21 protein-coding genes, 1 tRNA gene and 1 pseudogene are annotated in these 22398 nt (G+C 41.3%); 8 read left to right on the top strand and 15 right to left on the bottom strand.

The window, feature by feature from the left end:
* Window positions 1-37: 37 nt before the first annotated feature.
* The 4 genes from NAF17_RS10205 to NAF17_RS10190 form a co-directional block, all read right to left on the bottom strand.
* Window positions 38-904, bottom strand: coding sequence for a PKD domain-containing protein (locus tag NAF17_RS10205; RefSeq protein ID WP_252757891.1), 867 nt, complete (start codon window positions 902-904; stop codon window positions 38-40).
* Between the two features lie 32 nt (window positions 905-936).
* Complete coding sequence (locus NAF17_RS10200; RefSeq protein WP_252757890.1) at window positions 937-2454, bottom strand: RagB/SusD family nutrient uptake outer membrane protein; 1518 nt, start codon at window positions 2452-2454, stop codon at window positions 937-939.
* A 29-nt stretch (window positions 2455-2483) separates the two neighbouring features.
* The gene (locus NAF17_RS10195) at window positions 2484-5498 is read right to left on the bottom strand and encodes a SusC/RagA family TonB-linked outer membrane protein (protein ID WP_252757889.1); all 3015 of its coding nucleotides are present in this window, start codon (window positions 5496-5498) and stop codon (window positions 2484-2486) included.
* 265 nt (window positions 5499-5763) lie between these two features.
* The gene (locus tag NAF17_RS10190; protein WP_252757888.1) at window positions 5764-6798 is read right to left on the bottom strand and encodes a LacI family DNA-binding transcriptional regulator; all 1035 of its coding nucleotides are present in this window, start codon (window positions 6796-6798) and stop codon (window positions 5764-5766) included.
* A 535-nt stretch (window positions 6799-7333) separates the two neighbouring features.
* Here NAF17_RS10190 and NAF17_RS10185 point away from each other — a divergent pair.
* Together NAF17_RS10185 and NAF17_RS10180 are read left to right on the top strand one after the other, a co-directional pair.
* Complete coding sequence (locus NAF17_RS10185) at window positions 7334-7942, top strand: DUF1684 domain-containing protein (protein WP_252757887.1); 609 nt, start codon at window positions 7334-7336, stop codon at window positions 7940-7942.
* Between the two features lie 71 nt (window positions 7943-8013).
* Complete coding sequence (locus NAF17_RS10180; protein WP_252757886.1) at window positions 8014-8811, top strand: DoxX family protein; 798 nt, start codon at window positions 8014-8016, stop codon at window positions 8809-8811.
* A 42-nt stretch (window positions 8812-8853) separates the two neighbouring features.
* Here NAF17_RS10180 and NAF17_RS10175 read toward each other — a convergent pair whose 3' ends face one another.
* Entirely contained in the window at window positions 8854-9198 is a 345-nt protein-coding gene (locus NAF17_RS10175; RefSeq protein WP_252757885.1) for a hypothetical protein, read from the bottom strand.
* A gap of 242 nt (window positions 9199-9440) precedes the next feature.
* Here NAF17_RS10175 and NAF17_RS10170 point away from each other — a divergent pair, with 242 nt between their 5' ends.
* Window positions 9441-9890, top strand: a complete 450-nt coding sequence (locus NAF17_RS10170; RefSeq protein WP_256474514.1) for a CHAT domain-containing protein — start codon at window positions 9441-9443, stop codon at window positions 9888-9890.
* A 3-nt stretch (window positions 9891-9893) separates the two neighbouring features.
* Here NAF17_RS10170 and NAF17_RS10165 read toward each other — a convergent pair whose 3' ends face one another.
* Together NAF17_RS10165 and NAF17_RS10160 are read right to left on the bottom strand one after the other, a co-directional pair.
* The gene (locus NAF17_RS10165; RefSeq protein ID WP_252757884.1) at window positions 9894-10859 is read right to left on the bottom strand and encodes a ligand-gated ion channel; all 966 of its coding nucleotides are present in this window, start codon (window positions 10857-10859) and stop codon (window positions 9894-9896) included.
* 186 nt (window positions 10860-11045) lie between these two features.
* Entirely contained in the window at window positions 11046-11639 is a 594-nt protein-coding gene (locus NAF17_RS10160; protein WP_252757883.1) for a 2OG-Fe(II) oxygenase, read from the bottom strand.
* Window positions 11640-11897: 258 nt separating this feature from the next.
* Here NAF17_RS10160 and NAF17_RS10155 point away from each other — a divergent pair, with 258 nt between their 5' ends.
* From NAF17_RS10155 to NAF17_RS10145, 3 genes are all read left to right on the top strand, one after another.
* Window positions 11898-12074, top strand: a complete 177-nt coding sequence (locus tag NAF17_RS10155; protein WP_252757882.1) for a hypothetical protein — start codon at window positions 11898-11900, stop codon at window positions 12072-12074.
* Window positions 12075-12236: 162 nt separating this feature from the next.
* The gene (locus tag NAF17_RS10150; protein WP_252757881.1) at window positions 12237-12587 is read left to right on the top strand and encodes a DoxX family protein; all 351 of its coding nucleotides are present in this window, start codon (window positions 12237-12239) and stop codon (window positions 12585-12587) included.
* A complete protein-coding gene (locus NAF17_RS10145) occupies window positions 12587-12931 on the top strand; it encodes a DoxX family protein (RefSeq protein ID WP_252757880.1) in 345 nt (114 codons plus the stop codon). The genes NAF17_RS10150 and NAF17_RS10145 overlap by 1 nt, the downstream gene beginning before the upstream one ends.
* Window positions 12932-13104: 173 nt before the next feature.
* Here NAF17_RS10145 and NAF17_RS10140 read toward each other — a convergent pair.
* From NAF17_RS10140 to NAF17_RS10110, 7 genes and pseudogenes are all read right to left on the bottom strand, one after another.
* Window positions 13105-13656, bottom strand: a pseudogene (locus NAF17_RS10140) (glycoside hydrolase domain-containing protein).
* 67 nt (window positions 13657-13723) lie between these two features.
* On the bottom strand, window positions 13724-14581 hold the full coding sequence (locus NAF17_RS10135) for a helix-turn-helix domain-containing protein (protein WP_252757879.1): 858 nt from the start codon (window positions 14579-14581) through the stop codon (window positions 13724-13726).
* A gap of 181 nt (window positions 14582-14762) precedes the next feature.
* A complete protein-coding gene (locus tag NAF17_RS10130) occupies window positions 14763-15980 on the bottom strand; it encodes an acyltransferase family protein (RefSeq protein WP_252757878.1) in 1218 nt (405 codons plus the stop codon).
* A gap of 128 nt (window positions 15981-16108) precedes the next feature.
* Window positions 16109-17038, bottom strand: coding sequence for a hypothetical protein (locus NAF17_RS10125; protein ID WP_252757877.1), 930 nt, complete (start codon window positions 17036-17038; stop codon window positions 16109-16111).
* 38 nt (window positions 17039-17076) lie between these two features.
* Window positions 17077-17778, bottom strand: coding sequence for a hypothetical protein (locus NAF17_RS10120; RefSeq protein WP_252757876.1), 702 nt, complete (start codon window positions 17776-17778; stop codon window positions 17077-17079).
* A gap of 92 nt (window positions 17779-17870) precedes the next feature.
* Entirely contained in the window at window positions 17871-18488 is a 618-nt protein-coding gene (locus NAF17_RS10115) for a hypothetical protein (RefSeq protein ID WP_252757875.1), read from the bottom strand.
* 8 nt (window positions 18489-18496) lie between these two features.
* On the bottom strand, window positions 18497-18922 hold the full coding sequence (locus NAF17_RS10110; protein ID WP_252757874.1) for a DUF998 domain-containing protein: 426 nt from the start codon (window positions 18920-18922) through the stop codon (window positions 18497-18499).
* 273 nt (window positions 18923-19195) lie between these two features.
* Between NAF17_RS10110 and NAF17_RS10105 the strand changes: the two genes are divergently transcribed.
* Together NAF17_RS10105 and NAF17_RS10100 are read left to right on the top strand one after the other, a co-directional pair.
* Window positions 19196-21202 carry a sensor histidine kinase gene (locus NAF17_RS10105; RefSeq protein ID WP_252757873.1) on the top strand — a complete coding sequence of 669 codons (2007 nt, stop codon included), beginning with the start codon at window positions 19196-19198 and terminating at the stop codon, window positions 21200-21202.
* Window positions 21203-21213: 11 nt separating this feature from the next.
* Window positions 21214-21960 carry a LytR/AlgR family response regulator transcription factor gene (locus NAF17_RS10100; protein WP_252757872.1) on the top strand — a complete coding sequence of 249 codons (747 nt, stop codon included), beginning with the start codon at window positions 21214-21216 and terminating at the stop codon, window positions 21958-21960.
* 326 nt (window positions 21961-22286) lie between these two features.
* Here the strand turns inward: NAF17_RS10100 and NAF17_RS10095 are convergent.
* Window positions 22287-22360, bottom strand: a tRNA-Asn gene (locus NAF17_RS10095).
* Between the last annotated feature and the right edge of the window lie 38 nt (window positions 22361-22398).

Below are 22398 nucleotides of genomic sequence, written 5' to 3'. Positions count from 1 at the left end.
TATTTTTGTTTACAGCCTCAACTAACCAATTAAAACATTATTCGCTCATGTCTAAGAAGTAGCTTGATGTGCCCGTATCAGGCGCGCTACCGTATAATACCGAGTAATCATTTTTAGTTATCTGTATTGCCAAACGTGCACCCGTACCTGTAAGGCCCTTTAGCTTGCCACGTGCAATACGCATCTCAAACTTGGTTATACCATTAGCTTCCTGTATGGTGCCAACCGTAATAGCATCAGCAATTGATTGCTGCTCGAAAGAGAATGCATTTTGGTTGGTGCTATTGTGATAAAATATATCTATCCCGTTGGTAAGCAACTGGCCTTCCAATAAAACATCATAGCCACCATCGGGGTATGTACCGGTAAGCAAGCCTGTTGCAGGGTTGTTGTCAGAGTCGATATAAAAATCGAAGATGTCCGCGTCAGCTTTTTTCCTGGCCATTTCTATGTAAGCATAAATATAGTTACCATCGTAATCAAACTTAACCTTATTAAACACACCTTTATTGGGGCCTAAGGTTATCACATCTTTAGTAACGGCATCCCAATCGGCAAGCGAGTTATCGTTTATTTTAACCGGGGTTGTTTTGGCTATACGCAACACGGTTGATGCCTCGGCACTTTTACCGTTTACAGATGCTGTTAGCGTTGGCACATATTTGCCTTTGCCTGGGTAAACATGGGTTGGTTTAGCTTCGGTAGAGGTTTTACCATCGCCAAAATCCCATTTGTAATCTGTTACACCTTCTGTTTTTACGGTAAAGGTTGCGGTTGCGCCGTCAACATCTATCTCGTAAAGCAGATCTGTTTTAGGGGTGTAATTATCTTTTTTACATGAGCTGAATACCGAACTTGCCACGGCTACCGACAGCATGAACATGTAAGCTTTAAAATTTTTCATATCAATTTATATGTTACGATGTGATAATTAAATTATGGGTTTTGGGTTGCTAACGGGTTGCTCAGCGTTTCATCAACAGGGATGTAGTAAATAGTACGCGGGCTGGTATATGGCACAGTTAAGTTTAAATAGCCTGCAGGTGTTTTTGAAAGGTCTACATCGCTTTCTTTTAAACCTGCAATGTGATAGCCCCAGTAAGCCTTATTCAGTGTACGTTTGTTGCGGAAAACATCATAAGAGCGGTGGCCTTCAAATGCCATCTCTATGCGTTTTTCATCCAACACTACATCTAAGGCAGATTTACCCGCAGGTAAAACCTTGTTGTAAAGCGAGCCTTCTAAACCGCGGTTCTTGCGAATCTCGTCTACGTCATCAAGCGCCGCTGTGGTGGCGCCGGTTTTAGCTTCTGCTTCCGCACGGATCAGGTACATTTCTGCCAGCCTGAACATTATTGGCGAACTTAAGTTTGGCAAACCGCCCTGGAACGAAAATTTGCTGATGTAATAAACTTCTATCCCATTTCTTTTTTGAACGTTGCCACCGGCATCTTTAGATGGAACAATGTACGACCAGCGAACATCCTCTGGATGGGCCGACATTAAACCGCGTAATGATGATGAAGCATATTCTTCGCCCCAGCCAGAGTTACCGTCTGAGTAGATCATGGAGGCGACAGAACCAAATTTCCCGTAATCATCCACCGGGGTAAACGCCACGCACCAAATGGTTTCACTTGCTGTTTGCGAGTTGGCAAACATGGCTGGATAGGTTGCTTTGGTAGCTAATGTGTACTTACCCGCGTTTATTACCTTATTTGCATATTCAACAGCTTTAGCATTATCTTCTTTGTAAAGGCTTACACGTGCCAACAAAGCATTTGCGGCTGCCTGTGAAGCGTATTGTACACCTCTTGGCTGGGTCATCAAAGCCGCGGCTTTCTCAGCATCGGCAAGTACCGAATCATAAACTTCCTTAACGGTTGAACGTGCTTTTTTAGAATCGTCTGTAAGGTTAGTACGCAGGATGACGCCCGGCGAATTTGGATCGGTAGTGTATGCCTTACCGAAGGTCCTTACCAGGTTAAAGTGGCAAAATGCACGTAAAAAGTAACACTCGCCCAGTAGCTGGTTGGTTGTAGCATCAGTTTTGCCCGATTTTTCTACCGCGGCAATAACGGTGTTTGCGCCGGTTATTATTTTATATGAGATATACCAGTAATAACGTGTATTACCCTGTGCCGGCGAATGGTTTAAGCTAAAGCTATAGTACAATGGGTCGGTTGTTACCTGGCCGCAAACAATATCATCACTGGCAAAATCGCTCAGGTGATAAAACTGGCGCAGGTACATATTGTTCTGATCTATCGATCCGCCAAACTCAATATGGTCTTTCAATAACGCGTATGCCCCGTTAAGTGCATTGGTTAAACCATTGGTTGTGGTAACAATTGTACCCGTGCTAATGGCATCGCTTGGGTTTACATCAAGGTTTTTACAGCTGCTTGCTGCAACAACCATAAGGGTAATGAAGGTGAATATTTTCTTTTTCATATACTTAATTTTAATAGGCTGCAGCCTGCTTAAAAGTTGAAATTAACAGTTAATAAATATTGGCGGTTGTTTGGGTACTTAAAGTCGGATATACCCGGCATTGCAAAACTGCCCGGTGTAATGGTAGTTTGCGGGTCCTGACCTAAGAATTTAGAGAACGTGGCTACGTTATCGGCAGTTACACCAACGCTTACGCCCTTCATCGCTATTTTGTTAGCCCATGCATTTGGCAGGGTGTAGCTGAAAGCAATGTTCCTGATGGTAAAGTAGCTGCCATCTTTTAAGTAACGGGTTGATGTTTCTGTAGAGTTAGCATTGTTTTGCGGGCTTGGCTCGGTGGCTTGGGTATCGCCCGGGCCTGTCCAAACTTTAGCACCATCAGGTAATTTTATCTGGTTGTAATATGGTTCGTGGCCATCGTTCATCATATACCTTAAGTTATTGCTAAACACTTTATTACCTACGCTAAAATATGTGCTTACACGCAAGTTAAAGTTTTGGTACCTAAAGCTGTTGTTAAAACCACCCTGGAATTTAGGCAACGCCGAACCAACTTCCTGGTTGGTGGCTTCTGCATAGTTAAAGGTGCGTTCTTTGGCAACGGCCTTGCCATCGGTGTTATAGATGATCTTCTCCCAGGTAGGTGCGCCTGTTTGCGCGTCAACACCTGTCCATTTTTTCATATAAAACTCAAACAGGTTACCTCCGTTGCGATAGATCTGCGATACATTGGTAGTGCTTGGGCTGGTTTTTACGATATCTGACGGAAAGCTTTCCAGCGTGTTTTTATTATAGTTGATGGTAAAATCGGTTGTCCACTCAAAGTTTTTGGTTTTTACGTTGGTTGAGTTGATGCCCAATTCGATACCTTTATTGATAACCTTACCGGCGTTTTCCCATTTAGTTTCGAAACCAACCGAAAGCGGTTGCGATACCTGTAGCAACAGATCTTTAGTATCGTTACGGTAAACATCTATTGTTACGTTTACACGTTTAAATAAACCGATGTCGATACCGGCATTTATCTGTTGTTTGCTCTCCCATGTAAGGTTAGGGCTTTCTATTTGGTAAGGTATTGCACCTACCAACCCGTTGTATTGGGTAGTTAACGAGAACAGACCAAGGAAACGTGATGCGCCAATATCTTGTGTACCGGTAATACCGAAGCTACCACGCAGCTTTAAGTTATTGATAACACTGTTTTCCTTCAGAAACTCCTCGCTGCTGGCTAACCATGCTGCCGATACAGATGGGAAACCACCATAATGCTTGCTTGGTGCAAAGTTTGATGAACCATCGTACCTGTACGAGCCCGAAAGAAAATACCTGTCTTTGTAACTGTAGTTAACCTGGGATATTAATGATTGTAAAATGTATTTGTTATAAGCGCCATTAACCAATTGGTTGTTTGATACAACGTTAAGCACGCTAAGCCCCTCTGGTAAGCCTTTACCTGAACCGCCCGAATATTCGTTTTTACTACTCTCGAACGCGCCACCAACAAAACCGCTGATGTTATGATCGCCAAGCCTGAAATCGAATTTAAATAACTGGTTACTAATAAGGCCGTAATTAAGGGTGTTTAACTCATCCAGGTAACCTGTACCATGAAAAGTACCTGCCGCTAATGGCGATACAAAATTCCTGCTTTTATCAAACGATGCTGCCACCCTGTTGGTACTTGCAAAAGTTAACCAGTTGGTGATGCGGTAATTGATATTTAAATCGTAGTTAAGGTTAAACCCTTTATAAGAGTGATCGGAATTTTGAACGGTGTTAATAGGGTTTATTTTATCCCTCGACCACCATTTAAATGCCGAGTTACCATCTACATAAATTGGGTTGCCTGCTGCATCGTACGGGTTATCCCAAGGCATGTTCAGGAACGAGTAATACACATCCATGTAATCGTAGCTTTTGCCTTGCGACGCGCTTATGTTGATGTTATTGGTTACATCCAGTTTTTTTGAGAAATGGTAAGTTGAGTTACCACGTAAGTTAACCCGCTCAAAATTGGTGTTAATGAACGTACCTTTTTCTTTATAGTATGATGCACCTATGTAATAATCATTCTTTTCTGTTTTGCCACTGGCAGATAGGTAGAAGTTATATACCGGTGCTTTTTTGAAAGATTGTTTAGACCAGTTATAATCCTGGTTGCGTAGCGATAAAGGGCGCTCTGCGTAGAACTTCGCCAAGTCGATCTTGTAAGAGTTATCAGTTGCCCCTACAATGTAATCGCGGTAAAACTCCTTTTGGTAATCGTAAAGCTCGTTGCTGTTCATCACGTTCAGTTTACCAAAATCGGCAGTCCTAAAACCTGTTGAAAGCTTAGCCTCAAACCTGGTTTCGCCTTGTTTTGCAGTTTTTGTGGTGATGATGATAACACCCGCGTTTGCCTGCGAACCGTATAATGCGGTAGCACCTGCATCTTTCAATACCGTAACGCTTTCAACATCGTTGGGGTCGTAGTTACCGCCAATAATACCATCAACCACAAAAAGCGGGCTTTGGCTTGCATTAACAGATGATACACCACGCAGCCTGATTTCGGCCACCGCGCCCGGCGCGCCTGAACTGTTTACCACGTTTAAACCTGCAACTTTACCTTGCAGCATGGTACCAATGTCGTTTGAGGTAACGTCCTTAAGTTTGTTGGCAGATATCACGGTAACCGCACTTGTTAGCTCGTTTTGCTTTTTGCTGGTGTAACCTACTACAATAACATCGTTAAGTTGCTGCACATCCTCGGTTAGTTGAACCTGGATGCCGGTTTGGCCACCGGTTACTGCTATCTCTTTAGGCAGGTAGCCTACAAAGCGTACAACTAATATTGCTTTGCCCGCCGGCACGTTTAAAGAGAAATCTCCGTTAACGTTTGTCATGGCGCCGTTGGTTGTGCCTTTAAGCGAGACGGTTACGCCTGCCATTGGCTGCTTGTCGAGCGCGGCTACTACATGCCCTGTAACCGGTAGGGTTTGCGAGAAACCCTGCAGGCAAAACATCATAGCGCAAGAACAGATAAGTAAAATTTTCCTGGTCATATTCTGTGGTTTAGTTTATTAGGTAATCTTTAGTTTGTTGCTTATTGTAAAAGTGATGTAAAATTATTGTTAACGAAAGGGTGCAGCAGAACGCAAAAGCGCAAACACGTTTACGCAATCGTTTGCGTGACTTACGCAACCGTTTGCGCCATTTTACGCAACCGTTTGCGTAAAATTTACTTAAGTGCTGATTAGCAGATTATTATTGGTTGTTTTAGATATAAAACACCCAATAATGTTTGGTTAACACAAAAAGGAGGGTTAATTATTTGGCAGATGAGTAATCTATCATCTCCGAATCGATGATGTGCTGCAATAATGGGAGTTCGGGCGAGTTAGGTTTATTGGCATTGTTGATCATCTGAAACAGGAACTCTGCTGCCATAGACGATTGTTTGTTCGCAAATTGTTCTATCGACCCTAATGGCACGCTTTCCATATACTCCCAAATAGGCAAATTGGCAAAACTGATAAAGCTGATATCCTTGTTTACCACCAACCCGGCGGCTTTAACCGCGGCAATGCAATCCAGCAAAACGTAATCGTTAAATACAATAATGGCGGTTGGGGGTTCTTCAAGCGCAAGCAATTTGTCTATAGCCTTAACGTTGTCTGCTTTAGCTAAAGTGGTAGATACAATAATATCCTGGTCCATCGGCAGGTTATTCTCTTTCAGGCATCGGCAGTAGATCTCCAACCGTTGCAGGGTGGCAGCCAGTTTGGCCGGGCCATTTATCAAACCTATCCGGCTGTGCCCTATACCAACCAGTTTGGTTATGGCCTGCAACATGCCCGATACCAGGTTACAGGCTACATAATTTATATCCTTGCGGTTGGGTACCCTGTCAAAAAACACCACGGGGATGTTGTACTTTTTCAGGCTATCAAAATGCTCGTAGGTGGAGGTTTCTTTGGTGAGCGATACCAGCACGCCATCTACGCGGTGGTCTTTCATGTTTTCTACTATCTTTTTCTCGCGCTCAAAATTATCAAGCGATTGCCCGATGATCACGTTGTAGTTGCTGGCTTCGGCGGCATCCTCTACCCCAGTTAGCGCGGCAGAAAAGAAAGGTTCGGAAAGATCAGGGATGATTACGCCTATGGTATAGGTTTTACGCTCCTTAAAGTAGATGGCCATTTTGTTGGCCTCGTAACCCAGTTCTTTTGCCACCTTGTGTACCCGCATGGTAGTTACCAAACCAATGCTCGGATGATCGTGCAGCGCCCGCGATACGGTAGATGCAGATACATTGAGCCGCTTGGCTATCTCTTTAATAGTGGGTAACTTATTGTTGGACATGTGTTGCTAATGGAGCAGTACTTATTAGCTAATGTACTATATTAATTGTAAAGCTAACAATTTACCATTTGCCACAAAATAACAAGGGCCTTTGCAATAACGCAAGGCCCTTATTAAAAGTTTGGGGAAATTGCGTAGAAATACGTGGTTTAGACTGCGTGCATTTTTACGCAGTTTATATTTTTAACCTTTAGGTTTCCTGATGAGAAAAGTTAACCACCAAGAAAGCATTTTAAAAACTTGTGAACAAATAGCCCAAAGGTAACTTAAGCTACAGTTTGATGCAACTTTTAAGTAACAGTCAACGCAACTGTTAAAGTGTAAAACCTTCAAGAATATTATGTGACAATTAAATGACGTGGGGTTATGTACATAAATAACAAAAGCGGGTGATTCTGCCATTCAACCGGCTAACAATAAAGTGTAACAGAGCAATAGTTTAGTCAATACCGAATACTTTGCTATTTTTATGAAGTTAATAATTTTCAGCATTTAATGCCGTGTTTGTAAATTAGGCACCTATTAAAACAGCCCCATGAAATACCTATTGTACCTATTGATCTTTTTTAGCGCAAACACATTAGCGCAGGATTATAAAACGCAGCTTGCCACCCATCGCGATAGCTATAAAAAAGATTTTACTACAGATAAACACTCACCCATCAAAGAAGCCGACCTTGCCAACCTGCAGTTTTATGATGCCGATAGCACTTACCAGGTTAATGCGGATGCTGAGATCTTAGCTAACCAGCTCACCTTCCAGATGCCGACCTTTGACGGTGCCAGGCAGGCTTATGTAAAATACGCACTCATCAAATTTGCGCTAAAGGGCAAACCATACCATTTGCATATCTACAAAAATGTATCGTTTAGTAATGTACCCTCTTTGGTAGATTACCTGTTTTTACCCTTTACCGATGATACTAATAATACTGAAACCTATGGCGGCGGCCGCTACATCGACCTTAAAACCGGCGACATCAAAAACGGCAAAGTTGTGGTAGACTTTAACAAAGCCTACAACCCATACTGCGCCTACAGCGATGGTTACCAATGCCCTATGCCACCCGAAGAAAATAACTTAAAACTTAAGGCTGAAGCCGGTGAGAAAAAATTTACAGGTGAAAAAAAGCACCGCCAATAAGCAACATTTAATTATAAATAGTTTGGCAATTTTGTAAATTGCGTAAGTAACCCATTTTATAAACCTTCTTCATGCAAAACCCTGTTAAAGTATGGCGCGTGCTATTTGCGCTTGCCATTATCGCTATTGCCTTACAGCAGTTATTGTTCTCGGTATTTATGCCTGTAATTATCCCCTGGCCCGCCGAGCTCTCCACGTCAAAATTAGCTGTTTATACAGGTAGCGCGGTATTGATTCTTACAAGTGCATTCATTTTTGTTGATGGCAAAGCACGTCCTGCGGCCATCTACCTGGGTTTATTGTTTTTACTGTTACTAATCATCTTCCATATACCCAATCAATTCTTAAACAAGCCGGAGTTTTTAGGCAGCTGGGCAAACTCACTCAAAATATTAACACTAAGCGGATGCGCTTTAATAATCGCATCAGCCTTACCGAAGGGAAATTACACCACCGGATTCGGGGGCATCCTGCCGGCGGGCAAATACTTCCTGGCCATAACCATGCTTGTTTTTGGTGCCGAACATTTTATTTATGCCGATTTTGTGAAGAACCTGGTTCCAAAAGGCCTGCCGGGTCACCTGTTTTGGACCTACCTAACCGGTGCAGCACTTATTGCTGCAGGGCTTGGTATCATCCTAAATATCAAGCGCCGTTTAGCAGCACAGTTGTTGGGCATTATGATCCTGATCTGGTTTGTGATGCTCCACATCCCCCGTGCTATGGCCGATCCGCATAGCCTTAACGGCAACGAGATAGTAAGCGCGTTTGAAGCACTGGCGTTTAGTTGCGGCGCGTTCACTTTGGCCGCCTTGAGTAAAACCAATGTTATCCCAGTCACTGCTAAATTAAAAACAAAAAAGGGTTAGCTTTTTGCTAACCCTCCTCTTTTATAACTTTCCTTCCAGTTCCTACGCTTTACTGTAGTTTGAAGTAACCGGCGAGACGTTTTTAAGCCACTTTTTGGCGTTTTCGGGCTGCTTTTGTTTCACAAAACTTAGGGCAATCTGGTATGCCGCATCATACTTAAACACCGACTCGCCCTGGTACAGTTGCTGCAATATGACGCGGCCTTTGGCTTCCTGTTTATCTTGTATCAGTGTGATGCTGTAGTAGGCTGCTATGCTGTTCTTAGGGTTAGCGGCGTATTCTTTGGCCAGTAGCTTCTCGGCTTCCGCATAATCTTTTTTGTTATAATAAGCGGCTGCCTTTTCCAGGTTGGTTGGTGTGCCCTCACCACGCTCGATAACCGACATGCTGCCGTTTATGCTATACTCTTCGTAAAGGCTTTTCTTAAACGCCCATCATCGCGGTAAAGAAAGAAGCCGCGGCTATCTACGAACTGATCAAAGGCAAATACTTGTACAATAACGAGGTGAATACCAAAGCTTTCTTTAATAGCTTTGAAAATTCGGGCACGTTACATATCAGCACGCACGCGTACCTGTAGGGTGTAAATAAGGAACCTACGCTTGATTTTGGGAAAGAAAAACTTTTCCTGTTCGAGCTATTAGCCAGGCGCAATAAACCGAACCTGATTGTACTTAGTGCCTACCGTACCGGCGACGGGCAGTTGGCAAAGGGCGAAGGGGTAATTAGTCTTTCGCGTGGGTTTAGCGCCATTGGCACACCCGCAACAATAGCCGGTTTATGGAATGTAAATGATGAAACCGTATCGCAAATTACCAGCAATATGTATAAATTTTTGCTTGATGAGCAAAGCAGCGGCTACGCCCTGCACCTTGCCAAATTGGCCTGGTTAAACACCAACCAAACAGCCGATGCAATGTACCTGCCCTACTACTGGGACAGCCTGATATTGATGGGCACAAACAACCCGGTACTTTTGCAGGCAACCACAAACAAGATTTACTGGTACGCGGCAATAGGCGCTTTAATGGGCGTAGTTTTAGCTTTTATATATCTTAGAAAACAGGGTAAGAAATAGCCGTTAACTACCTCTTGTCGCTTCAAAAATAAACCAGGCGTTCAGCACAAGGTAGGTGCCTAATAAAACCTGCGCGGCTATAAAATCAAACCTTTTGGCTTTCTCTACTTCATTGCGCTTAATTAATTTGAGCGAATAGGATGTACCGATAATAACCGACAAAATAAACAGCAGCGTGATACCATGCAGGGTATCTACCAGGGTAAAAGTGGTAGACTCCGGCAGCGCCGAATCGACAATATACTTGTTACCAATTACGGCGAATAGTGCCCCCACACTCAACCCAAACCTCGAATCGATGCTATCTGTATGGATGTAAAAACACATGTATGCGATGAGGAAAGCCACATACATCCCCAAAAACATTTTCCAGAATAAGCCCATCGCATCGCGGGCAATGATCATCTTAACTTTAAAACTACTGTATTCGGTATGGGGTTTGGGTGCGCTGTCATCGCCAAAAGCGGTCTCATATTTTTTAATGCCTGTAGATACTTTCAGGCTATCTATCCGCCATCCCCGAAGGGTAAATCTCGGGTCAAATTCTTTTCCCAAAGTATCAGGGGCAAACACCAAAGCTTTAGAATCGAACTGCGAATTCTCGATAGAGAAACGAAGCGTTTGGTGGTCGAACGGAAAGTTATCTATCGCCCAGGAATCTTTCATTACGCATTGCAGCTTCATCAGTATGTAAACCTTGTTATCGCTGGAGTCTACCGTAGAATAGGATTGCGTAACCGTTTTGGCCTGCGGCACTTCCAGGTTATGCAAAAAATCGAATTTTTTGTTCTTGTATTTCAGCCACAGCCATAGGCTAACCGTGTACTCTTTATCCTTAAAATTGATGTCGTGGATGCTGGTGATATAAATGCCTGCTTTTACGGTATCGGGGTGTTCCTTTTGCGCCTGCGCGGCCTGGCAAAAAAGTATAAGTGTAAAAGTAACTGCTAATAAGAAACGTTTTAACATTGCCGTACCGGGTTTTGAGGTATAAGCTAAAAATAGTCATTTTGTTTGATTAGTATTACGTTCATTCCCAAGCGTAATGCCATCATGTTTATCTCAGTAGTGGTGATGTTCACCCTCATTGGCAAGGACTTAAGTTTGCCTTGGCTGGTTAAAAAGCTAAAAACCGACAAAGATTAATGTGTACCGCTAATTTACAGCGGCAACCTTTAACCAACCGGTGATGCTCATGCGCGGCAGGTTGGTTACCAAAACCTCGTGCTCCAGTTCGGTACTTTTAAAGAACACGCTTTTGCCCGAGTTTGGGCTGATATCCTGTGATTCATTCCCCTGGTAAATGCGCAACGAGCCGCCATCAACTTCGGTATTTAGGTAGATGATCATCGAAAATGCGCGGGTACCGTTCTGCTTAAAGTTGTCCAGGTGGCGTTTATAAAAGCTCCCTTTCTCGTAAAGCGCGTAATGGAACTCGTAACCGGTTATGCCTGCATAACAACTACTGTTTAAATGGGCTACAAAGCTATCCATCAAATCAAAAAAACTATTCTCATGAACATTGTTATGGAGCCTGTCCAGCCAATAGATCTTATCGCTGCGAACCAACATATCGTGATTTATTAGTTTATTGTTGCCCGTGCCTGCAGCAAGCAATTTATCGGCTGCATATAGCGTATTGATATTATTTACCAAATGGGCAGATAAAGCCTGGGTAAGGAAGTTTTTAACCGTGCCCACGTTGGTGGCCAGGTAACTATCGATGAGTTCGTTGAAGATGATTTCCAAATTGTGGTAAGGTACACTTAATAAAGGCGGCAACTGCTTTTAATCATTTAAAGCGGCAACTCAGATATAAGTAAATAAACAACGTTTAGCGATAATTTATTTCTAAATTGCAGCGTAAATATTCTGCCTCCCGTCACTCTTTTATAGCGTTTCTTTTAATATTACAGGCATAATTAAGTCCTGATGTTTGCTTTGCCGGTGCTTTATGAAACCTGTTATAACTTATTTTTCACTTGTACATTTTAAAATAACATTCAAATGAACAAAATTTCCAAAATTGAATTTGCTATCCTCACCATGGTGATAGTTATCATTTTTATCTCCGAGTACTATTACATCTTTTTAAAAGAACATGACCGGGCCATATTTATTGGCTTGTGGCCACCAACAATGATCGGTTTACTCATCTACTTTAACCAAAAAAAACAAAACTAAGATGGGAAATTTAGATCTGTTAATCCTAACCGTTATTGTAACGGTTTTGTATGTGGGCTTTGCCGTTAGCTTGTTTTCTGCCCAAACCAAACAACAACACCATAAAGACCAACGCTGAGTTTATTCTTTCCGGTTAATGTCCACCATTTTAAATCCCAAAAAATGAATACACTTGCTAATTGTGCTCAAGTAATTATAGCACTATCAATAGGCTATGTCTGGATCATCCGTTTTGATAACATCGTAGTAGAATTTAAACAATACGGCATCCCCGATGTATTACGAAGTTTTGTAGGAGCCAGCAAAATAGCCTTATCTACACTGTTGGTTGCCGGTATTTGGTACCCCTCATTAGTATTGATACCCGCTTTGTTAATGGCAGCCTTAATGATTTGCGCGCAAATCGCCCATTTCCGTGTCAAAAACCCGTGGTATAAGTTTATGCCTTCGGCCCTTTTATTGACCCTTAGTTTATTTACTGCCTGGGTACACTCGGGTTTATTAAAAATTTAATGCTACTGATCGTATTAACATTAATATCAGCACTGTCGTTTTTATATTATGGTTCCACTTTCTTCGCAACCAAGTCCATGAAGCTGGAGTTTGAGCGGTATGGTTTAGATAGGTACAGGCAACTGATAGGTGGGTTACAACTGCTTGGTGGTTTTGGTATGCTTATAGGCCTGTTTTGGGTGCCTGCTTTACTTTTAGCATCGGGCGGGCTGGCCTTGCTGATGCTGATTGGGTTTGGCGTGCGGTTAAAAATGAAAGATGGCTTTTGGGCATCACTGCCATCTTTCATTTTTATGTTGATAAACTTTTATATCTGTTTATCCGCAGCAGGCATTACTGGCTAAAACTTTTTTGATAACGGTGGTGGCACTATTTTGTCAGTTAGTAAACCTTAAACTTATTAACAACCAGTTATTTATAAATAACCACGTGTGTTCACCAACGTGAACGTGAACATTTGATTGCCTCCGCCTCCGTTTTCACACGGATTATTCTTAGTTACCACGTTGATAGTCCCTCATGTTTTGAACAGATCGTGCGATACAAAGTAGCTGTTTATCTTTTTGCCATTCACTTTTATGGCGGTGATGGCCCTGCCCTTACCCGGTTTAGCAATAGTGAGGATTTTACCGCTGCTGGTTTTCCTTGTCACTTTATCGAATAGTGGCGCGGTCACGATATACTTAGGGTTGGTAGCCGAGAACGGGTACAAACCCATCGAACTAAACACATACCATGACGACATTTCGCCGGCGGCATCCATCCCACTTAACTCCAGGCCTTCGTCGCCAATGCCATATAGGTTATTCAGGCTGTTATCCAATACCTTCTGCGTTTTCTCCGGCTTGCCGATAAAAGTACAGGCGAAAGGCGCTTAGTGATCTGGCTGGTTACCCTGGCAATATTGGCCTACCATAATTTCTACATTACGGGCAATATATTTAGGGTTCCAAGGTAGGGTAAACAACGAATCCAGCTTCGATTTAAACTTCTTTGAGCCACCGTACAGGGCTATCAACCCCAGCATATCATACCGTGCGAAAAACTGTACACTCTTACAAAGGCCGATAAAGGCAGGCTTGGTGCAAATTCCAGTAATACCATTAGCTTAATTTATATTTCTCTTTTGTTTATCATTAATAAATTTTATGCAACAGCTTAGGAGATAAAAAATCAGAATACCCCAAAATCTGTTCTGGGGATCGTTCTGTTTCCGCTAATAGTGTATTGGGTGTGTTCCCTGCAAATTGCTTAAAATCTTTAGCCAAATGCTGATAATCTGAATAGCCTGTTTTAATGGCGATAGTAAACCAGCTTAAATGAGGATAATGCTGCTTTGTTGCATAAGCCTGGTAAAAACGGCAAATACGTGCGTAAAATTTAGGGGAAATACCTACCTGCCTTGTAAACGTCCGCTCAAATTGACTAATGCTAAGGCAGGCCATGCTGGCATAAGTGTCGAATTTAAAACTTTGAGGACTATCAAATATAAGTTTCCCAATTTTATCAACTGGCCGGATAAACTCATCTGCCTGGCCTATTTTTTTTAATAGAAATGTTTCGAATATGTTTGGCAACTCTTCTAGCGACTTAGCGTTTGCCATTTGCTCGTGTAGCTGTTTCATACCGTTACCCAACACCAGTTCGGCATCAACGTTTTTATCAACAAATTCTGTCATCGGTATTCTAAAAAGTTGAAAAAAAGCACCAGGTTGGAAGCTTACATGAAACATGATGTAATCGTTAGACGAATATAAGTTATGCCTACAGGTGTTTTGCCCCATAATAACCGATCTTGCTCTGTTTTCTGAAACACCCATTTCTGGTATCTCTGAAAACAACTTACCGCGGACATAGAACGTGATTCCCTGATCCGGACAAGCCGGATAAGGCTTTACCGGAACTTTGGTTTGGGCATCAAAAACAAAATGCAAACAAAAATAATGCTTAATGTATTGTGCCGTTAATGGGTTGGGGAATATATAGCGTAACAAGGTATTGAATAATTTATTGCAAACTAATAATAATAAGACAATTTTGATTAAACAAATCAAATTTAATCAATTGATAACTAACACATTATTTGCCCGTAACCGTTAAATATGGCCAAGGCTTTTAATATTAAATTTCCAATCCTAAAGCCCTAAGTATCTTTCATTACACTATCGGTAATATTTACCCCGTATTAGATACTGTCTGTATGATCCCGGATTGTTTGTTTTTTTTACGCCGGTTAATCCAGTTGCGTGCAGGCACTTCTATAAAACGATAAGTTAAAGAAGAAATCAATAAAGTTACGCCAACAAAGCCTAAACTGATAAGCCATGCTACAGGCATATCGGGTTTAGGCGGTGGCCCAAACTGCAACCCTTTACCGGCAGGATGCAAGTAAGCGGTGATACTACCCATGGTGTACAATAATGGTTCGTGCACCAGGTAAATGGAAAATGACCAATCGCCCAGCATTTGTAGGGGTTTTATGCCAAATAACTTATCAATGCCGGTACTTCCATACGTTCCCGAAAGCAGTAACAGGGGAAAGAGAGTTACGGTAACAAAATCCGGAAGAGCAAAGTGCATGGAGGTAAATATGCTGAAGGCAATTATTGCCATGGCGTATCCGTTGCTTAATAGCTTTGATCCCCAACCTGCTTTGTAACATTGATACATAGCCATGCCCAGTGTAAACCCACATAAACACCTTAAAAACCCGAACTGGTAGGCTGCATTAAGCGACAGTGCTGCCGGATTTATTTTTACAAAGGACAATTCAGGTGGTACCGTTATAATTGGAATGATATAATAAGTTATCCCTAGGTAGCCTATAAAGCAAAGCGCTATCACAATTATTATTCCTGACGGCTTAAGCTTCATGATTGGTTTAACCAAAAAGGGAAATACCATATAAGCCCACCATTCCGTGCTGATGGACCAGGATGCATGGTTCCAGCTAAACCAGTTATGTAAATTCATGGAATGCAGTAAAAGCAAGTTAGTTAAAACGGAGTATCCGTTATCGGCTATTTGCAAAACAGGCACTTTAGGTATTTGTAGTAAGGAAGATATATAAAAGAGAATGATAGTATATATCAAAGTTACCAGGTGCATAGGGTATATCCTTGCAAAACGGGCGATGGTAAATTTTTTGAATTGTGTGCCGGTAATTGCCTCTGCAAACCATTTACTGTAAACATGGCACATAATAAATCCGCTGAGGATAAAGAAAAAATCAACCATTAAGTACATCCTGCTTAGTATCATGGAATCCTTAAACCTTATCAGGCAATCACCGCCTGAGCCAAGTGTCAAATCAAGGTGAAACAATACGGTAAGTAACGCAGCAATACCGCGTAATGGCGTAAGGTTAACTAAATAGCGTATGGTTTTTTGCATGGGTACTGGTTAGTATGCGTGAATTGATTATAAATTAAAGGTGGATTACTTCTGGCGGAGCTTCACTTAAATATTTTGCAAACTTCAATGGGCTCTTAAGCTATGGCCTTAGCATTTTTAAAAAAAAATCAATTGCCTACCTTCATTTTATGCTGTCCGATTTTTAAAAACATCCAGGCGGCGATTAACGTTAAAACCATTGCCGGTAACCCCCTGTACTCAAAATCGCTGTTGATCAGTTCTTCAATTTTAGCGCGGGAGTAATCATGTGACAAATAACCCTGTAAATCCTTTGCGATGTAGATAAATGTGATGAAGAAAATCCAAAATATAGTAAGCCCGTAAATACCGACAAATAGCTTTGGAACGCTTTTAGGCCTCAACCAAAACATTGGTATAGTGAGCAACATCGGGGTAAAAGCCACAATCAGTAAAAAAAAGAATTTTGTTGGTACAATGGCTTCCCTGAAAGCAAGCCAGTCTTTAGCTCCGACCGTAGTGTATAATGAAAAATTCACTAATGCATCGTAATTTCCTGTCCAAAACGTGATGCTAAAAAATAAGATGAACACCCAGCGGCTTACTACTTTAATATCGCTCAAATACCTGTTAAGCAACCAAAAACCCATTAAAACCTGCAAAAAGGAGGGGATGATTTGAAAGTATAAGCTTATATCCATCAATCGCCCGTAGATCGCTACGTTAAAACCGTTTATCCACAACGATAACTGTATTGGCATTATAAAAAAGAGGGTTGCGCAAACCGAAATGGCGCTTAAGCAAATAATAGCCCACATAGCCGGCTTGGGAAACGTATTCGGACGGAACCAAAGCAACAGAACAGAGAGAAGCAATAAGGCTACCGACGAATAGATTATCAATATTCTTACGGATGCATTAAATACACCCATATAGGCGTCATAATGTTCATGAATTTGAGAAAACGAAGGATAGATGATCAGATAATTGGATGTGATGATCCCAAAATAGTAGAGGCTCACCAGGAAGTACGCAGTTATTACGCCAATGATCTTCAAGTTAAGTGGCTCGTGATTCATGATCTGATTGATTCATGGTTTTGATTTAATAGCTATTATCAAAAAAATAACTGTGCAAACTTGCCGGCAACTGCCTGCCATGGTGCCGACATTTGGAACTCCCATATCAGGTGCATACCTACTAAAATACACAGGGTAATTAAGTAGGGTTTGTACGGCCTTTTGTTAATGGCATCATAAATAATAAAGCCTATCGCTAAAGCATCGGTTAACAGTAGCGAGTATTCTATGGCTAATGGGAATGGCACACCGCCGTAAATAATCATTGCCCTGCCTACACCCGGGCCAAGCATTAAAAAGGCCGTGGCTATCATGTATCGCATATGGTAAGCACTATTGCTTTTGTGTACAATAGCTAAAATATATAAAGCACCAAAGGCAAAAATATCTGGCAGGTTTAGAGCCAGGCCGGCGATGTTTTGTACTTTCGGTATGGTTGGAGCCAAACGCTGATACTGGCCTTTGGAAACTAAAAAAATTGAGAGCAATATCAACGGCACCAATACATAAGACACCTTCCCAAAATTGCGGTGCAGCTCATATTTTTTATAGCGGATTAAAAAGGGCTGAACGATGAGCATGCCAAACCAGCTTAGCATCATCAGCCCATGAAAATGTTGCACATTAGTGATACCGTTGAACGAAGGGAACAAGACGAAATAAGTTCTGAAAAAGCCCCAGATTACAAAGGCTAAAATTACAACTACAAAGTAGCTTACATTTTGATAGGTTTTCTCCATGATGGTTTTTTTATTTATGACGAAATTCGTTTAAAACGGAATAGTTATGGTGGTAAAAAATCGGCATGTTTTATTTTCATCACAAAAGGCCTTCACTTAAGTTTCAGCTTATTCAATTTACGGCGCATGACTAAAAACATAATGAGCAAACCGGCTACAAATGCCAAAACGATACGGATAACCAGAGTCTTCATCACATCCATACGATCATAGGGCACGGTTCCCTGCCCGGCTACCATGCACCAGTGAGCGCCTTTTTTGATATAAGTTTCCAGCCGCATCACATCCAAGTTCATTTCACCTGCGGGCGTACCTAATGTTACATCAAGCAGTACGTTTCTAACCGCGGTATTACCGTCATTATACAGGCGTACAATTTCAGTTCCGGGCACAACAAGCACCTTTTTGAAAATAATGCCGTCCTTTTCTGCATTTTTTTTCCAAACCCCACCGCTGATGGATCTAAGGCCCTCGGGCCCTACAGCAACCAAATCATCTGTACATTGAGATGTTAGCCGGGCGGCACCCGGTTTGTCAGGCGCAATGGCGTGCATATAAGCAATCACTTCTTTGCGCACTTCGGGATTGCCGGTTAAATTTAAAGCAGACGAATCTGCGTTTGTAAGTAAATAAACCTGATGATCTATCTTTTTTTCACAGGCGGATAGGACAATCAATAAAGCGCAAAACATTAAAGGGATAGGTTTCATATTAAAGTTTAAAATTTTGAAAATGAATGTGTTACATTTACATATAGCTGCCGGTTCACCAAGATAAGCCAGCATGTATCGCAAGCAATCAGGATCCTTTCACTAAAGCCTCTTATTGATGGCGGGCTAAGAAGAAAAATAATAAATAGCACAACACTTATCACCCTAAAAAACCAGGATGTTTTGGCCATGCGTTGCCAGTCATTATTCTTTTTGAAGCTAAAGCCCCAGGTAATTATGGCTATACTTAAACTTAACAAGCCGATTAATGCGGAGAAACCATGAATTAAACCCTGCGGTGTTGGCGGCGTACCCGGCAGATCGGTAGTGAATATGGAGAAGAGAAAAGCGCAGGCAAACCACAACCCCAAAGTAATTGTGGCCGATTTAGATGCCTTAATATTGTTTACTAACCCTGTGATAATCGTTTTCATAATTATTAAAATGGTTAAAGGTTTTTAAAAATATTGAGCAGCTGCACTCGTTTTTAACAATTCAATTGCTTTGGTTATCGTAAAATTGCGAGCTTTAAAAATTATTTCAAAGCCATGTGGGGCCAACGGCAGCTTTTGTGAGTGAGGGCATGTTTTATTGAGCAAGAGTTAATTTTACCGATGTACTTACCATTCACTCAAAAAAATAACCGTTAACCATAAACTTTACGCAATGTCCTAGGGTTTATTTACATTTAAAAAAAGCCATAATTAATGCGCCTTATTATTGCCCTTTTTTGCTTATTTATTGCCGCAACCGGGTTAACAAAAGCCCAGGATACGATTGCATTAAACGGACAACCTAAATGGGAAAAAGCGTTTGATATGGCCGACCATTGCCTGTTTTATGAAGAAACAGCTGATCAGCCTTTAACTTTTACTGAAATAAAAAAAGCGGTATTTATTCCGTATCGGAAAGAGTTAAGAGAACTGGAATATTCCAACAGGCCTCTGATTATTCAGTGGATTAAATTTGCCATATGCAACGTGTCAAAAACCGACACTATAGACTTAAGACTGGATGCTTCTGCTCATTATTACACCCGCTTGTACGATAGGCAAAAAATTATAGGGCTCGGCGGGGCCTATCAAACAGGTTTGCCAACTTTGTGGCGGTATGGTATGTCCTTACTCATCCCGCCGCATACTACCATTGTTTACCTATTACGCACCGAAGACCGTAAAGATCAGTTGATACCGCCTCATATTCTTTTAAAAACGCCATATGTTGCTGTAAAAGAGGGCACTCTTGATATATATGGAGACCGGTATCTTTTTTTGCTGTTAGCCAGGCTTTGCGGTTGCTTATTTTTCATAAACCTGTATGCCGTTTATCAGTATTACTTATATCGCGATATTGCATTTATCTGGTATATATGCTACACCGCATCGGCTTTATTTATGGGATTGTTTTGGATGGATATAAGATTACAATTGATGCTGTTTTCGCCATTCATACGCGATATTATTTTCTCGATCTGCATTTTACTGATCCCCGCACTTTATGCGCTTTTTATAGGGCAGCTGCTTCAGTTTTCGCGCTATTTTAAAAAAGGCTGGGTGTTAATAAAAGTGTTGATAGGTATTGCGGTATTGCAAATGGTCATTGAATTTCTGGAGGTGCATAACGGTTGGTTTATATTCAACAAAAATTACTACAGCATTCTTACGTCCGTTTTCCCCACATTGGCACTTAATTTTGTGTTGCTGGTACTTACCGCAAAAAGCAAAGAACCTGTAAAATGGTTTTTGTTTGGCGGGTTAGTGAGCATGCTATTATTATGGTTTTTACCATTTACACGTATATTCTATCATTTGCCTTACAAAAGCCATGAGTTTTTTGTGATAATCATTTTTTTACCTGCCTTTTTTTTATTAGGCTTAACTATCGAAGCAATCTTCTTTTCGTTTGCGTTATCCTATCGCGCAAAGCTGATTTTGATTGAGAAAAACACTTTGCAGGCAACCTATGCCTTGCAGTTACAAAATGAACTTGCTGTAAAAACAAATGAATTGCAAATACAGAACAGCATCAGCGAAGCCCAAAAAATAAAACAGGTAGAAACAGACTTTGAGCACAGGATAGCAGAAACCGAAATGACGGCACTACGCGCACAGATGAACCCGCATTTTATATTCAACTGCCTTAATTCCATCAAGCTCTACACGCTTGAAAATGATTCGCAAACGGCATCGGAGTATCTTACTGTTTTTTCACAACTCATCAGGTTGGTACTGGAGAACTCGCAGTCGGAAAAAGTGACACTACAAAAGGAACTTGAAACACTGCGCTTGTATATTCAACTTGAAGCAATGCGTTTTAAAAACAAGGTGCGCTATCAGATCAATGTAGACCCGGCTATAGACCAACAATTTACAGATATCCCCCCGTTGCTTTTGCAGCCCTATGTGGAAAATGCAATATGGCATGGCCTGATGCATAAAAAAGAAGGAGGAATTATCAAAATAGATGTTGCACAGCCCTCGGAACATTTGTTGCATATCGAAATTACTGATAACGGTGTAGGGCGGGAACTAGCGGCAGCCTACAAAAGCAAATCTGCTACCCGGCAAAAATCGTTTGGCTTAAAAATAACTTCGGAAAGGATAGATATCATCAACCAATTATACGAAATGGAGGCTGATGTAAAGATAATCGATCTGAAGGATTCCATGAATAATGCTATAGGAACGAAAGTGACCATTCAAATCCCCTTATAACCTGGAAATATATGCTTAAAGCCGTTATAATAGATGATGAACCGGATTGTGTAAAGCTATTAGCATTGCAGCTAAAAATGTATTGCCCACAAGTAGAGGTGATAGCGGAATGTACTGAAAGTAGCGAGGGGCTTGAAAAAATAAGAGCCTTGTTGCCAGATATGGTATTCCTGGATATAGAAATGCCGGTAATGAATGGTTTTCAATTGTTAGAAAAAGTAGGTGCTATCAATTTCAGCCTGGTGTTTATAACCGCGTATGACCAGTTTGCGGTTAAAGCATTCCGCTTTAGTGCGCTGGATTACCTGCTAAAACCCATCGACGGGAAAGACCTCAAAGCTGCAGTTGAAAAAGCCGAATACCGGCGGTTCCCGGATAAACAACAGCTTAGTCTGTTAAAACAACAATTGCATAGTGGCGAAAAATCAATACCAGAGAAAATAGCTTTGCCATTTCAAAATGGGGTTACGTTTGTAGAGATCAAAAATGTCATCTATTGCGAATCGGACAATAATTATACCCGCTTTAACATGATTGACGGCCAACAGCATACAGTAGCCAAAACTTTGGGTGATATACAGGAAGTATTGGAGGAACGGAATTTTTTGAGAGTTCACAGGCAATACCTCATTAATCTTGACCACATCAAAAAATACGTTCGCGGCGAGGGCAATTATCTTATACTGTCCAATAGTAAAAATATCCCAGTTGCACGAAATCAGAAAGAAAAGCTTATTGAAAAATTTGGGTGGCTATAACAAATGAAATATAATTGAAAGATTTTGGGTAAGATTAGCCATCTTTAACCATGTAAAAAAGATTATTGAGGGAATTGAGAAACATAGTTTAGTTGCCGACACAATAATTTCCTGAAATAAACCCGTCGTTATACTGTATTATCATACCGTATTTTCGTATCAAATCGTATCATTATCGTGTTTGCCATTCTATGAGGGGAATTAATCGTGCAATGAAAGATTAATAACATTCAACAGTTTTAATAAAAGCAATGTATATTTTGTGCAAATTCTGTGCACAAAAAAACCCCACTCGCCAGAGTGGGGTTAAATCATTGATTTTGAGGCTCCTGAGCCTGGACTCGAACCAGGGACCCTCTGATTAACAGTCAGATGCTCTAACCAGCTGAGCTACTCAGGAGTGTTTTTCCGTATTGGAGTGGTGCAAAAGTATGATTT

Origin of the sequence: Mucilaginibacter aurantiaciroseus (assembly GCF_024055595.1) — a bacterium.
Lineage (GTDB): Bacteria > Bacteroidota > Bacteroidia > Sphingobacteriales > Sphingobacteriaceae > Mucilaginibacter > Mucilaginibacter aurantiaciroseus.
The sequence above is the reverse complement of the archived record's forward strand: the minus strand, read 5'-3'. Positions and strand labels throughout refer to the sequence as shown.